15 protein-coding genes and 1 pseudogene are annotated in these 14,264 nt (G+C 63.4%); 6 read left to right on the top strand and 10 right to left on the bottom strand.

What is annotated here, in order from left to right:
* Position 1 precedes the first annotated feature (1 nt).
* Positions 2-1,477, top strand: a complete 1,476-nt coding sequence (locus tag NKJ12_RS18860; protein WP_352704350.1) for an FAD-dependent oxidoreductase — start codon at positions 2-4, stop codon at positions 1,475-1,477.
* A 24-nt stretch (positions 1,478-1,501) separates the two neighbouring features.
* Here NKJ12_RS18860 and NKJ12_RS18855 read toward each other — a convergent pair whose 3' ends face one another.
* Entirely contained in the window at positions 1,502-1,972 is a 471-nt protein-coding gene (locus tag NKJ12_RS18855) for a YbhB/YbcL family Raf kinase inhibitor-like protein (RefSeq protein ID WP_352505044.1), read from the bottom strand.
* Between the two features lie 49 nt (positions 1,973-2,021).
* Positions 2,022-2,459 carry a DUF2267 domain-containing protein gene (locus tag NKJ12_RS18850; protein WP_352704348.1) on the bottom strand — a complete coding sequence of 146 codons (438 nt, stop codon included), beginning with the start codon at positions 2,457-2,459 and terminating at the stop codon, positions 2,022-2,024.
* 240 nt (positions 2,460-2,699) lie between these two features.
* On the opposite strand from NKJ12_RS18850, the gene NKJ12_RS18845 reads away from it, so the two are divergent.
* The 3 genes from NKJ12_RS18845 (at position 2,700) to NKJ12_RS18835 (ending at position 4,744) form a co-directional block, all read left to right on the top strand.
* A complete protein-coding gene (locus NKJ12_RS18845; RefSeq protein ID WP_352704346.1) occupies positions 2,700-3,188 on the top strand; it encodes a phosphoribosyltransferase in 489 nt (162 codons plus the stop codon).
* Between the two features lie 255 nt (positions 3,189-3,443).
* Entirely contained in the window at positions 3,444-4,121 is a 678-nt protein-coding gene (locus NKJ12_RS18840) for a dienelactone hydrolase family protein (RefSeq protein ID WP_352704344.1), read from the top strand.
* A gap of 122 nt (positions 4,122-4,243) precedes the next feature.
* Positions 4,244-4,744: a DUF6496 domain-containing protein gene (locus NKJ12_RS18835; protein ID WP_352704342.1), complete on the top strand. Its 501-nt coding sequence runs from the start codon at positions 4,244-4,246 to the stop codon at positions 4,742-4,744.
* 73 nt (positions 4,745-4,817) lie between these two features.
* Here the strand turns inward: NKJ12_RS18835 and NKJ12_RS18830 are convergent.
* The 3 genes and pseudogenes from NKJ12_RS18830 to betI form a co-directional block, all read right to left on the bottom strand.
* Positions 4,818-4,993: pseudogene (locus tag NKJ12_RS18830) on the bottom strand (aspartate aminotransferase family protein); the annotation flags it as partial.
* 27 nt (positions 4,994-5,020) lie between these two features.
* Positions 5,021-6,322 carry a flavin monoamine oxidase family protein gene (locus tag NKJ12_RS18825; RefSeq protein ID WP_352704340.1) on the bottom strand — a complete coding sequence of 434 codons (1,302 nt, stop codon included), beginning with the start codon at positions 6,320-6,322 and terminating at the stop codon, positions 5,021-5,023.
* Between the two features lie 76 nt (positions 6,323-6,398).
* Positions 6,399-7,094 (bottom strand): transcriptional regulator BetI, encoded by a 696-nt coding sequence (gene betI, locus NKJ12_RS18820; RefSeq protein WP_352704435.1) that lies wholly within the window; start codon positions 7,092-7,094, stop codon positions 6,399-6,401.
* 352 nt (positions 7,095-7,446) lie between these two features.
* On the opposite strand from betI, the gene NKJ12_RS18815 reads away from it, so the two are divergent.
* Positions 7,447-7,707 (top strand): hypothetical protein, encoded by a 261-nt coding sequence (locus tag NKJ12_RS18815; RefSeq protein ID WP_352505038.1) that lies wholly within the window; start codon positions 7,447-7,449, stop codon positions 7,705-7,707.
* Positions 7,708-7,749: 42 nt separating this feature from the next.
* On the opposite strand, the gene NKJ12_RS18810 is transcribed toward NKJ12_RS18815, so the two are convergent.
* The 4 genes from NKJ12_RS18810 to NKJ12_RS18795 all read right to left on the bottom strand — a co-directional run bounded on the left by NKJ12_RS18810 (position 7,750) and on the right by NKJ12_RS18795 (position 10,865).
* Positions 7,750-8,808, bottom strand: a complete 1,059-nt coding sequence (locus NKJ12_RS18810) for a dipeptidase (protein WP_352476217.1) — start codon at positions 8,806-8,808, stop codon at positions 7,750-7,752.
* Positions 8,809-8,994: 186 nt separating this feature from the next.
* On the bottom strand, positions 8,995-9,294 hold the full coding sequence (locus NKJ12_RS18805; protein ID WP_352687334.1) for a GNAT family N-acetyltransferase: 300 nt from the start codon (positions 9,292-9,294) through the stop codon (positions 8,995-8,997).
* A complete protein-coding gene (locus NKJ12_RS18800; protein WP_352505036.1) occupies positions 9,287-9,922 on the bottom strand; it encodes an alpha/beta hydrolase in 636 nt (211 codons plus the stop codon). The genes NKJ12_RS18805 and NKJ12_RS18800 overlap by 8 nt, the downstream gene beginning before the upstream one ends.
* Positions 9,923-9,932: 10 nt before the next feature.
* The gene (locus NKJ12_RS18795; protein WP_352687332.1) at positions 9,933-10,865 is read right to left on the bottom strand and encodes a VOC family protein; all 933 of its coding nucleotides are present in this window, start codon (positions 10,863-10,865) and stop codon (positions 9,933-9,935) included.
* Between the two features lie 224 nt (positions 10,866-11,089).
* On the opposite strand from NKJ12_RS18795, the gene NKJ12_RS18790 reads away from it, so the two are divergent.
* Positions 11,090-12,667 carry an alkaline phosphatase family protein gene (locus tag NKJ12_RS18790; protein WP_352687330.1) on the top strand — a complete coding sequence of 526 codons (1,578 nt, stop codon included), beginning with the start codon at positions 11,090-11,092 and terminating at the stop codon, positions 12,665-12,667.
* A 50-nt stretch (positions 12,668-12,717) separates the two neighbouring features.
* On the opposite strand, the gene NKJ12_RS18785 is transcribed toward NKJ12_RS18790, so the two are convergent.
* The gene (locus tag NKJ12_RS18785) at positions 12,718-14,076 is read right to left on the bottom strand and encodes a PRC-barrel domain-containing protein (protein ID WP_352704338.1); all 1,359 of its coding nucleotides are present in this window, start codon (positions 14,074-14,076) and stop codon (positions 12,718-12,720) included.
* Positions 14,077-14,264: the final 188 nt, after the last annotated feature.

Raw genomic sequence — 14,264 nt, 5'->3', positions numbered from 1 at the left:
AATGGCCATTCTCTTGGGAAAACCGGGAAGCTGTTGGGTAGCGGCAGCCAGATCCACGAACTATCCCCAGCTCGAAGGTTCGATCCGTGCGGACGCCGTTGTCGTGGGTGCTGGAATTGTCGGGCTGACGACGGCGCTTCGCCTTTGCGAGGCAGGCCGGTCGGTGGTCGTCGTTGAAGGCCTGCGCACGGGCGGACAGGTGACCGGCCGCTCGACGGCCAAGATCACCACGCAGCATGCACTGATCTATCGTCATCTCATCGACACTGTCGGCCGGGAGTTGGCGCAGGTCTACGCCGATGCGAATTCCGCCGGCGCCCGACAGATCCGCGATTGGGTTCGCGAGTACGCCATCGCCTGCGATCTCGAGAGCAAGGACGCCTACACCTACACCTGCGATGAAAGCCGGCGCGCGGAGGTCGCGGCCGAGGCGGAGGCCGCGCGCCAGGTCGGGCTGGAGGCCGAGATCCTCGACCACGCGCCGCTGCCTTTCGAAACGGCCGCCGCGCTACGGTTTTCTGACCAGGCGCAGTTCAATCCGGCGATGTATCTGGTTGGCCTGGCGGAAGCGGTGACGGCCCGTGGCGGTCGGATCTTCGAAAACAGCCGCGCCACCTCGATCGACGAGGCAAGCCGCTGGCGCATCGTCACCGATGGCGGCGCCGTTGATGCCGGGCATGTCGTCGTCGCCACCAACATGACGGTGAAGAGCCCCATCGGCATGGCGAACCGGACGCAGCCGCGCTGCCACACCGCCATGGCCTTTCGGATCGACGATCCCTTTACTGTCGACGGCATGTTCATCGGCATCGACGACCCGACGCATTCCATCCGCACGGGCCATGATGCCGAAGGGCCGCTGCTGGTCACGCTCGGCCCCAAGTTCAACACCGGCTGGGACGGCGACGTGGCCAAACGGTTTGTCGAACTGGAAAAATGGGCAAGAAAGAACCTTTCGGTCGGCGACGTCGCGTGGCGCTGGTGCAATGAGGATTATGATACGGCAGACAGAATTCCATATGCCGGCGAGCCCGATCCCACCAAGGCAGCCGGCTTCTACATTGCCACCGGCTTCAACGCCTGGGGCATCACCAACGGGACGGCCGTGGGCGCGATGATCGCCGACCTGATCTGCGGCCGCCCGAGCCCATGGCAAAAACTCTACGATCCGGCCCGGCCCTATCCTGAGGACTTCCACAAGAACGGCCGCAGTCAATCGATCGTCTCGAGCACCCACGACATTGCGCGTGGTATGGGGGGCGTGATCGTCAGGGGAGAGGAAAAGATTGCGGCGTGGAGAGACACCGAAGGCGCACTACAGGCGGTTTCGGCGACTTGCACCCATAAGGGCTGCACCGTAACCTGGAACACTGCGGACCACACCTGGGATTGTCCCTGCCACGGCTCGATCTTCGCGGCCGATGGTTCGGTCATCCACGGCCCTGCCCGAAAACCGCTTGCCCAGATTACGTTGTGAAGGCGGCGACCGACGTCGCCCGCGTCACGCCGGCCGTTCGTAGGTTCCGACCAACTCCGTCTCCTCCAATGCGTGTTTCTGGGCTTGCTTCCAGACCTGATGCACGCCCGCCTGTCCCGGTACGCTGAGGCTCGGCACATCAAGCGCGGCCAGCCGGAAATGGTAATGATGGACGCCATGCCCTACGGGCGGCTGCGGGCCATCGTAATAGGCATTGCCGAAATCGTTGGTGCCCTGCCTGAGTGCCGACGGACCGGGCTTGCCGTCTGCTGCCTCGGCGAGTTCGCCGGCATCGGGCGGGATGTTGAATACCGCCCAATGCCCGAAAGTCCCGCTTGGCGCATCGGGATCCAACACGACAAGAACAAGGCTCTTGGCACCATCCGGAACGCCGGACCACTTCAGTGGCGGCGAGACGTTCTGGCCGTCACGCGTATACCTTTCGGGAATTTTTCCGCCTGCCGGGAACGCCGGGCTGATAAGGGTGAGTGGCATTGCTGTTTCCCCAAGAAGATTGCGACCAAGAAACCCGCGCCGGCGCCGTTCACGCCGCTTGCTGAGCTTCGGCGACGCGTCTGATCTCTCCTGGCAGGGATTCCCACACCTTGTGCATCTGTCCTTCTCCGACATGATGGGCAAGCACCTTGGACACGGCCCTGAATGCATCCTTGGAATCGACCGGACGGGTGAATTCAAGCTCCGCCTTGATCTTGGCCAGAAACTCGTCGAGCGACCGCACCTTCTCGGGAGCCTTGGAAGGTTGAAATTGGTCATAGAAGGCGCCACGCACCAGAATCGGCAGCTGCGAGCCGAGGTGGGCTGCAAGATCCGGCTGCATACGGTCGCGCAGGGCGTGTAGCACCGCTCCGAGAACGTGCCAGGCGACCTGCCGATCCGGTCCAATCTCGTCCATGATCTCGTCGAGCCAGATGTTCGTGGTCTGCAGTGTCTTGTCGAATACGTCGAGTCCAGTGGCGTTCATCGAATCCTCCTTCCGTTCAAATCCGATTACGGCGGATGTGACCAAACAGTCCTACCTGCCGGTTGTTCCCCGATGCGCATTCCGGGGTTTTTCGGACCGCCTTTCCCGGCCGGCGTGCGGAACATCCTCATGGGCGGACGAGTTTTATTTGCTGTCGCCGATCAGCCATCCCACGGGATGTAGCCGCAGGTTGGTGAAAGCACATCCACCGGGAAAACAGATGCACGCGGATTGAAGGTCATGGCCGTCATATTTTCAGATCGCCGCGAGGCCGGGCGGCAACTCGCCGGGGAGCTCGTTCGCTTTGCCGGCCGCGACGACGTGATCGTATTGGCGCTGCCCCGAGGCGGCGTGCCGGTCGGCTACGAGGTCGCGCAGGCACTCAAGGCACCGCTCGACGTCTTCGTCGTGCGCAAGCTCGGCGTCCCCGGCCACGAGGAACTGGCCATGGGGGCGATCGCGCCCTCCGGCGTACGTGTCCTGAACGACGAAATCGTCAGCGGTCTCGCGATCCCGCCATATGTCATCGACGCGGTCGCTGCAAAGGAGGAAAAAGAGCTTCTGCGCCGCGAGCACCTCTATAGGGCCGGGCGACCCCCACCGCAGTTGAATGGACGGACCATTATCCTCGTGGATGACGGGCTTGCGACCGGATCGACCATGCGGGCCGGAATCAAGGCGCTGAAAAAACCACGCCGCCCGTATCGTCGCGGCCGTTCCCGTCGGTAGCCCCGACACTTGCGACGCGATGCGGGCGGACGCCGACGAGGTCGTTTGCGCGACGACACCAGAGCCGTTGCTCGGTGTCGGGCGCTGGTACGTGGATTTCTCGCAGACGAGCGATGAAGAGGTCCGCGCGCTGCTCGCCAGGTCCGTGCCCAAGCCTGCAGCTTCCGACAAGCCTGCCGCTTCCGAAGAGGAGTTGGCTGGGCACGCGGGCGCGGGTCCGGCGCGCGGCACCAGATCGCCATAGCGGAGGTGGATATGGACCGGCATAGCGAGCACGTCGTTCATGTTCCCGCGGGGCCTGTCACGCTCGAGGGCAATCTTTCGTTGCCCCCGGATGCTCCTGGCCTCGTGCTCTTCGCCCATGGCAGCGGCAGCAGCCGCCACAGCCCGCGCAACCGCTACGTGGCCGCAAGGCTGAACGAGGCGAACCTCGCCACCTTCCTCGTCGACCTGTTGACGGCCGAAGAGGAGCGGATCGACCAGGTCACGGCCGAGTTGCGCTTCAATATCGGACTGCTCGTCGATCGGCTGGTTGGCGTCACGGATTGGCTCGGCGCCTCGCCGGACACGTCGGGGTTGCGTCTTGGCTATTTCGGCGCGAGCACGGGCGCCGGTGCCGCCCTCGTGGCGGCGGCCGAGCGGCCCGACCAGGCCGCGGCCGTGGTTTCGCGTGGTGGCCGGCCCGATCTCGCAGCGCTCGCCCTGCCGCGCGTCCGGGCGCCGACCTTGCTCGTCGTCGGAGGCGCGGACACGCAAGTGATCGCACTCAACCGCTCGGCGCTGGTGGCGCTCCGCGGCGAGAAGGAGCTCGCCATCGTCCCTGGCGCGACACATCTGTTCGAGGAGCCCGGCGCCCTGGACGAAGTCGCGGATCTCGCTACTCAATGGTTCTTGCGCCATCTGATTTCGGACGGATCGGCGTCGACGTCCTGACAGCCGGGGCTTGGATCACCAGTCCCGGGATCATTTGCGTCCTCAACGCGTTATGATCCTCATAAGACCGCGCGCAGCGGCAACCCGAAAGGCTGTCGCAACCCGTATGTGGGAGAAAGACAATGCCGGACAAGAAAACCATCGAGAAGGCCCGAAAGGACAAGCGCGAGGGCAAATCGCCGAGCACTCAGGCCGGCGAGTTCGTGCACGAGGAGATCGATAAAATCCGCCGCGGCGAGCACGGCGCGCGGTCGACCCAGCAGGCTATCGCCATCGGGCTTTCCGAGGCGAGGCGCGCAGGCGTAGACCTGCCCCCGCCCAAAAAGGCCAAGGTGAAGGAGAGCACGCGCAAGAGCGCCGAATACGCCTATGAGGCCGGCCAGGGCGAACGCACGCCGAAACGCCGCCCGCGGGTCTCGAAGGCCGTTTCCAAGGTGCTCGAGCACGAGCCGAAGAGCGCGGCGTCGCACGAGGCGCTCTCGCAGCAGGCCAAGCGTGCGGCCTCGCGCCGGACGGCTGAGGAGCGCTCGGCCGCCGCGAAGAAGGCCGCCGAGACGAAAGGCGCCAGCGGAAGGAAGGCGGCGGCGCAGAAGGCCGCCAGAACGCGGGCACAGCACGCATAGTTCAGGACGGCAGTTCGCCTCCTGGAAACCCGATATGGCCCAAACGACCGGCGAGATCGCCAGTCATAAACGCTTATCCCCGCCACACCCCTTCCCGGCGCAGATCGTCCATCGTGCGCGAAATACCTTGGCGCAGGATCGACACCATGTCGTCGATCTGCTCGCGCGTGATGATCAGCGCCGGGACATGACGCACATATTGATCAGCGGCCTGACCAGCAGGCCGAGCTCGCGGCAATGCGTGTCGATCCCGCTCCGCAGCTTGATCCGCCTCGCTTATGGCCCCGAGGCTCTGCTGTCGATGGCCGACTGAATAATTTTTCGGGCAGCAATGCGGCCGGCGACGATGGCGCCCTCGACATAGCCCGGAAATGACGGCGACAGCTCCGACGAGGCAAAATGGACCAGCGGAGCGCCCGCACGGATAATGCGTTCGGCATCAGTTGCCGTCGCATCGACGATCAGATCGCTGTAACCGCCGCCGCTCCAGCGATCCCCGGTCCAGTCGCGATAACTGAGATCGATAATGCCGGCCGCCTCGATACCGAGCGCCTCTTCCAGCTTTGACGTCACCTTTGCGCGTAACGCCGCGTCGTCCATATCCCGCCAGCGCTGCGCCAGCGGCCCGCCGATGAAGACGACAAGTGCTGCATGATCCTCGTCCCTGCTGGCATCGCAGGCAAAAAGCCCGTGCGGGTCGCGCCACATCACCATGCCGCTCAAGCCCCTGTCGCGCCAGAAAGCCTTGGGGTAGCGCACCAGCATCTTGATCACCGCGCCGCTTTGCCAGACGCTGAGGGCCCTCTTCAGCACAGCCGGCAGCGGCGGCACGAAATCCACTCTCGAGGCCATCATCGGCGGTACGGCGACCAGTACCGCTCGTGCCTCGATCGCGCCGGCAGGCGAAACGACGCGAACCCCTCCCGGGCCGTGCTCAATGGCCTCGACAGCTGTACTCAGCCGCAGTCGATCGCCGAGATCCCGCGCAAGATCATCCGCCAGCGAATGCATGGTTTCGCCCACGAAATACTGCAGCTCCGACACCTCGTTGGTGATGCGGCGATCATTGTCGATCAAGTACCACAGCGGCAGCCTTTCCATTGCCAGGCACCACAGGCCCTCGATCATCGACCGAAAGGCGGCCTTCGCATCGTCGGGATCGGCCTGGCGATCGAGCCATGCCGCGACCGTCAAGCCGGCAATGGTCGGGTCGTTCGGTGCGATCGCGTTCATCCGCTCGCGCATTCGCATCGCGGTGCCGTAAGTGCGCCCGGCTTGCGCCTCGCCCATTCGCGGCTGCGTGACGAATTCGCCTGCGATATGGGTCTCGACCAATGTCTTGCCGCGCGCTTGCACCAGCGCCATCAATTCCGGCATGTCTTCGCACAGGAACTGGCCGCCGCTGTCGATCCGCTCGCCGAGCCCGTTCTGCACGGCTTCGACGCGGCCGCCGACACGGTCGCGGGCTTCGAGCAGCACGACATCGATGCCGGCGTGGTTCAATTCACGCGCGGCCGACAGGCCGGTGAAGCCGGCGCCGACGATGGCTACATCGGCTCGTTCGATCTTGAACTTCATTAGCCGGCCTTGATCTTCTCGAATGTCAGGGGCCGGATCATTGTCTTCATTGCTGGTCCACCCTCTTTTTGATGGTTCACGCCGGCCTGGCACCGCGGGCTGCGGAGTTCGGATAGTGCTTGGGGAATGCCGCAGACAGGAACTCGTTCGCAGCCTGCAGCGCCGTCTCGCGTGTGGCGTCCTCGATGCCCATCATCAAATGCAGCCACAGACCATCCAGCATGGCGCTGAGCGCCAGCGCCATGACTTGCGGCTCATAGGCATAGAAGCCGTTCTGCTTGAGCGCCGCGCAAAGGTCGATGAAGATGTTCTGGTAGACGGCATCGCGTGCGCTGCTCAGCGCCTGATATTTCGGTCGCGATTTGGCCTCGCCCCAGAAGGCACACCAGGCAGCCAGCTTACGCTTGTTGCATATCGAGCGGTCGAAATCGGCCGCCACCAATGCCTGCAGCTGGCGGGCGGGATCATCGCCGGCCCTTTGCAAGGCGCTGCGCCAATGCACCGAATACTCGTCATGCATGTATTGCAAAGTGGCGACGAGCAGCTTCTCCTTGCTCTCGAAATGGAAATTGACGATGCCGCGCGACAGGCCGGCGCCGTCGGCGACGTCGGCCATAGTCGTTTCCGAATAGCCGCGCTTGGCCAATGAATCGATAGTCGCTTCGATCAGTTGAACCTGCCTTGTCTGCTTCGACGCTTTGCGGCCGCGCTTATCGGAATCGCTTTTTCGCGCCGGTTCGAGGAGGGCTTCGCGCGCCTCTGTTGTCTTCATCGGGTAACGGTCTCCAGCATCGCCGGCTAGCCGACCGGCTTCGGCCGCGAAGATCAGTGGGACGGTGTTTGGCACTGTCAAGCACCTTCTGCATGGCTGCCCATATTCGAATGTTCTCGTCGAGACTGCACCCTTATAGAAAACGACGTCGAAGGCGCCGTCGGCGAAAGGCAACGATCCCGGCACGCGGACCAGATCAGCACCGCCGAGTCCGCCTGTAGCGGATCTTGGGTCGAGATCTACGCCAGGCGCGAGCTGCAATATCAAAAGCTGCTGAAGCGTGCCAAACTGGTGCCGCGGCTGGTCATCAAGCTCGGCCGCCGCACTGCCAATCGCCTGCGGATTTCTGAATATGGCCGACGACATCGACAGTCCCGAAATCGACGCCGAAGCCGCCGAACAGTGGCAGCTGGTCAACACGCCGCTCGGCGAAAAATGGTCGGGCCGCACCCGCTATGCCGCGGCCATGTTCTTCTACAAGCGCGGCGAGATGAGCGCTGAAACGCTGGAGGTCTACCGCATTTGTGCGAGGCTGGATTCGACCGATCCGCTGCCGATCATCCGCGACCGCGGCATTGGCCAGGACTGGCTTAAACGCATGGGTTTCGAATAGTCCGCCTCCAACCTGTGTTCCGGACAAGCCGGCATCACCCGCTTAGCCGATGGTCTTCTCCAAGATGCCGAGCCAGTTGCGATAGGCGATCTTCTCGATCAGCGCGCGCCCGAAGCCGCGCGCCGCGAAAGCGTCGAGCAATCTTGGCAGGCCGGCAACGTCGCCTATCACGGCCGGGATCATAGCGCCGTCGAAATCCGAGCCCAGGCCGACGCCGTCTTCGCCCAGCGCCTGCAGCAGTGAATCGACATGGCGCACCATGATGTCGAGGCTGGTGTCGGCGTTCATCCTGCCGTCCTCACGCAGGAACCCGGTGGCGAAGTTCAGCCCGACCATGCCGCCGGAGTCGCGGATCGCGCCGAGCTGCCATTCGGTGAGGTTGCGCGAATGGCCGCAGATCGCGTGCACGTTTGAATGGGTCGCGACCAGCGGTGCGTCACTGATCTCGACGACGTCGCGGAAACCTTTTTCGTTGAGATGCGAAAGATCGATCATGATCTTCAGCTGGTTGCACGCTTTCACCAGCGCCTTACCGGCATCGGTCAGCCCCGGCCCTGTATCGGGCGACGAGGGGAAGCGGAACGGCACGCCGTGGCCGAAGGCATTGGGACGGCTCCAGACGATGCCGAGCGAGCGCAGGCCGGCTGCGTGGAGAACGTCGAGCAGGGTGAGCTCAGGGTCGATCGCCTCGACCCCTTCGATATGAAACACCGCCGCAATCGAGCCTTGCGCCATCGCCTTTCTCACATCGCCGGCGCTGCGGCAGACGGTAAGCGCCGAAGCCCGCTCCAGCCTGAACAGGATCGAGGCCATCGCTACGGTGGAGTTGAGCGCATCGGCGCGCGGAACCTCGGGCGGCAAGGGCTCGCTGTCGCTCGGCGCCAGCGGCACCGCACCGCGTTTGGATTTCTCGGCAGGCGGCGGGAAGATCGCGAACATGCCGCCGGCAAATCCGCCTTTCTTCGCGCGCGGCAGGTCGATATGGCCACCCGGCGTCCCCTCGACGAACAGCTTTTCGACGTCCGCATCCTTCGACTGGTAGAGCCTGAGCAGCGTGTCGTTGTGGCCGTCGAAGACGGGAACCAGATCGGATTCGGTCATGGGGGGCCATTCGGTTGAAGTGGTCGGGCCGCAGAAGGCGAGCCGGTTGTTGCCAATACTTAGGTAAGACGGGCGCTCTGCGCAAATCCCGCATGTTTGCCTTGTGTTTGTACGCCGCCAATGGTCGAAGGGGCACGCGGTAAAGCCGCGCACCCTTTCTCCTGTCATTCATCGAGGGGCTGTCTCTTACCGCTTCAGCACGTCCGCCCATTCCGGATGGCGGCGGAACTGAGCATTGGCGAACGGGCAAAGCGGGATGATCGTCTTGCCCGCCGCACGCGCATCCTCGACGGCACGGGTGACCAGGCGAAGTCCCGCGCCCTGCCCGCGAAATGCATCCGGCACTTCTGTATGGTCGATGATGATCTGGTGCTCGCCGATCTTGGTGAAGGTCATCTCCGCCTCGGCGCCGTCCGGCCCACGCAGGAAGTAGCGGCCCTTCGAGCCGCGGTCCTCCAGTTCAATTTCCGGCAATAGGTCAGACATGGCTTGCGGTCCTTTCATCCGACGCCACGGCGAACAGCTGCCGCGCCGCCTCGATCTCGCCCGGCCGCACCTCATGGCCGCCGTCATGCCACTCGACTGTGACATCGGCGCCATCGGCGCGCAAATAGGCTTCGAGCCGCGCCGTCAAATTAGGCGGACAGATCGGGTCTCGCCTGCCGGCGGTGACCAGGATGCGGCTGCCGCCAAGGCTGCCCTTGACCTCCGGCTCGAACGGGATCAGCGGATGCATCAGCACCGTTGCGTCGAACAGCGACGGCTCGGCAAACAGCACCGAGGCCAGGATGTTGGCGCCGTTGGAATAACCCAGGCCTAGCACCGACGATGGCTTTGCCGCCTCGACATGCGCCTTGACGAAGCCGGCCATCTTGTCCGTCGCTCGCGTGAGGTCGCCCATGTCGTAAACGCCCTCGCCGGTACGACGAAAAAAGCGTGCGGCGCCTTGTTCCGAGACATCGCCCCGCGGGGCAACGATCGTTGCTTGCGGCGCAAGATCGCGCCCAAGCGACAGAAGCTGATCCTCGTCGCCGCCAGTGCCATGGAAGACGAAGAGCAACGGTCCGCCCGGCGAACCGGGCAGCACCTTGTGAATATACGAATCCTTGCTCATAACCTTGCCCTCAGTCTTCCAGTTTCTGCAGATGCTGCTCGAGATAGGGCCGCAAATGCTGGTGTTGCGACGGCAGTTTCAGCGCCTCGCCGAGATGGGCGGTATCCTCGTCGCGGTCGAAGCCCGGCTCGTTGGTGGCGACTTCGAACAGCACGCCGCCCGGTGTGCGGAAGTAGATCGCCCAGAAATAATCGCGGTCGATCACTGGCGTCACCTGATAACCTGTATCGAGCAGCGCCTTGCGCACTTCGAGCTGCTTGGCGCGGTTCTCGACGGCGAAAGCGACATGGTGGACCGAGCCGGCGCCGAGATTGGCGAAGCCGGCCCCTGGCAGCGATTCGATATCGACCACATCGGCGCCGTTGCCGTTCTTCACCGCCAGCCGCCTGACGTTGCCGGATTTGTCGACCTCCTCATAACCCATGAATTTCAGCAGCTCTTCGGTGGCGCCGCCATCTTTCAGCCTGAGCGACACCGAGTGGAAGCCGCGGATCGCCTCGTCGGTGGGGATGCCACCCTTGGCCCATGGCGCACGGCTGTCCGCTCTGTCCTCGACCAGCGCAAACCCGTCGCCGTCGGGACCGGCAAACGCAAGACGCTTCTCGCCGAACGTCTCCTCGCGTGACAGCCCGGTGACACCTTGCTCGGCAAACCGTTTCTCCCAATAGCCGAGCGTGCCCTCGGGCACCGAATAAGCGGTGGTGCCGACTCCGCCGACTCCATGGCGCCCTTTGCCGATGTTCGGGAACGGAAAGTAGGTCATCACCGAGCCGGGCGTGCCGACCTCGTCGCCGTAATAGAGGTGGTAGACGTCGGGTGCGTCGAAATTGACGGTTTTCTTGACCCGCCGCAGGCCGAGCGTCCCTGTGAAGAATTCATTGTTCTGACGCGCATCGCTGGCCATCGAGGTGACGTGATGCAGGCCTTTGACCTGGTCGAGCATATCTGTGGCTCCCTTCCTTGTGCCGGTGCGGCCCTTGCCGCTGTCCACGCAAATATGAGCATCCGCCTCCTGGCCGCAAAGGCGGCAAACACAGAATGGACTGTGCTGTTAAAGTGAACGACGAAGCAGGTCTTGTTCACCATTCGGCAAACTGGACCGGCTTGCATACTCGCCGAAATTGCGCTCCATGAGCGACGCATGTAGCCAGCATGAGGATACAGCGGTTGAGTGGAAAACGCCCCAACATTCTCCTGATCACCTGCGACCAGTGGCGCGGCGACTGCCTGTCAGCTGCTGGCCACAAGGTGGTAAGGACGCCGAATGCCGACGCGCTGGCTGCCGAGGGCGTTTTGTTCCGGAAGCACTATGGCGGCGCCGCACCTTGCTCGCCGGCGCGCGCCTGCCTCTACACCGGCCTCTATCAGATGAACAATCGTGTCTGCCGCAACGGCACACCGCTCGACGCCCGCCACGGCAACATAGCGCTCTGGGCGCGCGCCCTCGGCTATGATCCGACGCTGTTCGGTTATACCGACACGGCGCGCGACCCGCGCACGCTGGCGCCTGGCGATCCGCAGCTGAAGAGTTATGAAGGCGTGCTGCCGGGCTTTACCGTGCGCCAGCTTCTGCCCGAGCATCAGAGGCCCTGGCTGTCATGGCTCAAGGCGCGCGGCGTCGATGCCGGCGCCGGCTCCCCCGACATCCACCGCCCGGCGGGCGAAATCCTGGAAAACGACGGCGAGATCAGCAACGCCCCGCCAATCTATTCGAAGGACGAGACGCCGTCGGCCTTCCTGGCTGGCGAATTCATCCGCTGGCTCGGCGAGCAGGAGCACGATGCGCCGTGGTTCGCGCACCTTTCCTTCATCAGCCCCCATCCGCCCTTCATCGTGCCGGCGCCTTACAACACCATGTACGATCCGGCCGTCGGCCCAGCTTTTGACCGCGCTGAAAGCTGGCAGGCCGAAGCAGCAAGCCACCCCTATCTCGCCTATGAATTAGACCGGCAGGAACGGTCGAAATTCCGCCCCGGCTCGGAAGGTAAGGTGCGCGACTGGAGCGACGATAGTTTTCGCCGCATCCGGGCGCTCTATTACGGCATGATCTCGGAGGTCGACGCGCAGCTTGGCCGTGTCTGGCAAGCGGTCAAGGCGGCCGATGCATGGGACGACACCGTCATCGTGCTGACCTCAGACCACGCCGAGATGATGGGCGATCATTTCATGCTGGGCAAGGGCGGCTTCTTCGACGGCAGCTTCCATATTCCGCTGATCATTCGCGATCCGCGCCGCCGCAAGGCTGCCGGCAGCAGTGTCGACCGCTTCACCGAGGCGGTCGATTTGGCACCGACCTTGCTCGAGCTCACTGGGCTCGAGCTCACCGGCGGCGAAGTGCTGCCGCGGCTCGACGGCCGCTCGCTGGCGCCTTTCCTGGACGCAACGGAGCCGGACGATTGGCGCGATGCGGCGCATTGGGAGTTCGATTTCCGCTCGATCGCCGATGGTGATGCAGAACGCTATTTCGGTATCGGTCCGCGTCAGTGCAATCTCGCTGTCATCCGCACCCAAAAGTTCAAATATGTGAATTTCGGGGGCGGCCTGCCGCCCTTGCTCTTCGACCTGGAAAAAGATGCCGGCGAGCTGGCCAACGTCGCTGACGACCCAGCCTATCTGCCGGTGCGGTTGGAACTTGCCGAAAGGCTGCTTGCCTGGCGGGCCGAGCATCTCGACCAATCTCTGGCGCTCGCCGAATTGACGGACAATGGCGTTGCCGGCCATGTCGCCGGCTTTCCCTCGCCATAAACAAAGCCCGCGCCGTTGCCGGCGGGGGCTTCTATCGACCTGTGTGCTGCTTAGCGCATGATCATGCGCTGTTTGTCGCGGTTTTGCGCATAGCTGGCCTTGTCATAGGGGGCCTGCGCTTCGAGCTGCTCCTTGGTGAAGTTCGTGTAGAGATAGCGCTTGCCGTTCTTGTCGGTCATGAATTTCAGGTTGTCCATGCCGACCGCCACCTCCTTCTCGCCGACACCGAGGAACCCGCCGACATCGATAATGACTGCATCGACCTTTTTATCGGCGCCCAGCACGATATCGCCGATCTCGCCGACGTTGACATCGTTGGCGCCGTAAACGGTCGTTCCAACCAGATCCTCGGCCCGGATCTGGCCGATCGGCATTTCAGTCAACGTCGACTTGTCGATCGACCCGGTTTTGGTCTGGTCGGCCGTTGCGGGCGCTGGGGCGTTTTGAGCCGTCTTGCCGGCCTGGTCAGCGTTATTGGTCGTCGCAGTGTTGTTGGTCGACGCGGTGTTGCTGGCCATCACGGTAGGCGTGACGGTGGCAGGCGCATTGGCATCGTTCGAAGCAGTGGATGCCGGCGCCGGATCATAGGCCTTGCGGTTGAAGTCCGGCTGCGCCTGCAGCTCTTCCTTGGTGGTTTGCGCGACCAGCCAGCGATCGCCGTTCCTCTCGGCCCACTGCGCCTTGTCGAAATCATAGGCGACGTTCTTTTCGCCGATGCCGAGGAAGCCGCCGACGCCGATGATCAGCGATTGCGCTTTGGCTTCCTTGTTGATGACGATGTCGTTTACGTCACCGATGTTTTGGGCGTCGTCGCCGGTGCCGTTATAGACGGTCTCGCCGATGATATTGGTGGCGAGATTGCCTTCGGCGCGCTTCACTGGCTCAGCCGGCGCGGCAGGCGCTGGCGTTGTATTTTGCGCGCTGGTGGAAGCCGAAGGGGCGGCGGGTGCCGCATTATCGGCCGAAGCTGGCGGCGGAGGCGGATCGTAAGGCTTCCGGTCGAAATCCGGCTGAGCCGTCAACTCATCCTTCGTCGTCTGAGCTATCAGCCAGCGGTCGCCGTTCTTTTCTGCCCATTGCATCTTGCCGTAGTCGAAGGCGACATTCTTGGTTCCGATGCCCAGGAATCCGCCGACGCCGATGACGACGGATTTTACCTTGCCGCGCTCGTCGAAGACGATGTCGCTGACGTTGCCGATATTCTGGGCATCGGCGCCGGTGCCGTTATAGACGGATTCGCCGATGATGTTGGTAGCAAGGCTGCCCTCGGCCCGTTGCACCGGAGCGGCTGGAGCGGGGTTCTCTACTGCGGGTGGCTGCGCCGGCGCCGGGGTCGTCGCCGACTGCGCAAAGGCACCCGTCGCAATCAATGTTGCGACTGCTGTCGTGGTTAAAAGGGTGCGGATCATCTTAGTGTCTCCTCGTCGGTGATTTCGTGCACGCCCTGCCCGCCTGGCGTCACTGCGGGCGCAGCGTCTTCTGCATGTTCACAACGTTGTGACCACACTGTTGTTCCGAAAAAAGCCGTGGTGCACCCGGTACGATGTCAATGGTTCTCGGATTCACTGCGCTGGTCGAAAGGAACATTTTCTCGGCC

The sequence above is a fragment of the Mesorhizobium sp. M0195 genome (assembly GCF_040322115.1).
Classification (GTDB): domain Bacteria; phylum Pseudomonadota; class Alphaproteobacteria; order Rhizobiales; family Rhizobiaceae; genus Mesorhizobium.
This window is presented reverse-complemented; position numbering and strand designations above follow the sequence as displayed.

What these genes read in the sequence shown, in the direction of transcription:
- betI (WP_352704435.1), bottom strand. Translation starts at nt 7,094, where the DNA reads ATGAAGACAACAGAGGCGCGCGAAGCCCTCCTCGAACCGGCGCGAAAA.
- NKJ12_RS18845 (WP_352704346.1), top strand. Translation starts at nt 2,700, where the DNA reads ATGGCCGTCATATTTTCAGATCGCCGCGAGGCCGGGCGGCAACTCGCC.
- NKJ12_RS18835 (WP_352704342.1), top strand. Translation starts at nt 4,244, where the DNA reads ATGCCGGACAAGAAAACCATCGAGAAGGCCCGAAAGGACAAGCGCGAG.
- NKJ12_RS18800 (WP_352505036.1), bottom strand. Translation starts at nt 9,922, where the DNA reads ATGAGCAAGGATTCGTATATTCACAAGGTGCTGCCCGGTTCGCCGGGC.
- NKJ12_RS18825 (WP_352704340.1), bottom strand. Translation starts at nt 6,322, where the DNA reads ATGAAGTTCAAGATCGAACGAGCCGATGTAGCCATCGTCGGCGCCGGC.
- NKJ12_RS18785 (WP_352704338.1), bottom strand. Translation starts at nt 14,076, where the DNA reads ATGATCCGCACCCTTTTAACCACGACAGCAGTCGCAACATTGATTGCG.
- NKJ12_RS18810 (WP_352476217.1), bottom strand. Translation starts at nt 8,808, where the DNA reads ATGACCGAATCCGATCTGGTTCCCGTCTTCGACGGCCACAACGACACG.
- NKJ12_RS18805 (WP_352687334.1), bottom strand. Translation starts at nt 9,294, where the DNA reads ATGTCTGACCTATTGCCGGAAATTGAACTGGAGGACCGCGGCTCGAAG.
- NKJ12_RS18840 (WP_352704344.1), top strand. Translation starts at nt 3,444, where the DNA reads ATGGACCGGCATAGCGAGCACGTCGTTCATGTTCCCGCGGGGCCTGTC.
- NKJ12_RS18795 (WP_352687332.1), bottom strand. Translation starts at nt 10,865, where the DNA reads ATGCTCGACCAGGTCAAAGGCCTGCATCACGTCACCTCGATGGCCAGC.
- NKJ12_RS18850 (WP_352704348.1), bottom strand. Translation starts at nt 2,459, where the DNA reads ATGAACGCCACTGGACTCGACGTATTCGACAAGACACTGCAGACCACG.
- NKJ12_RS18860 (WP_352704350.1), top strand. Translation starts at nt 2, where the DNA reads ATGGCCATTCTCTTGGGAAAACCGGGAAGCTGTTGGGTAGCGGCAGCC.
- NKJ12_RS18815 (WP_352505038.1), top strand. Translation starts at nt 7,447, where the DNA reads ATGGCCGACGACATCGACAGTCCCGAAATCGACGCCGAAGCCGCCGAA.
- NKJ12_RS18855 (WP_352505044.1), bottom strand. Translation starts at nt 1,972, where the DNA reads ATGCCACTCACCCTTATCAGCCCGGCGTTCCCGGCAGGCGGAAAAATT.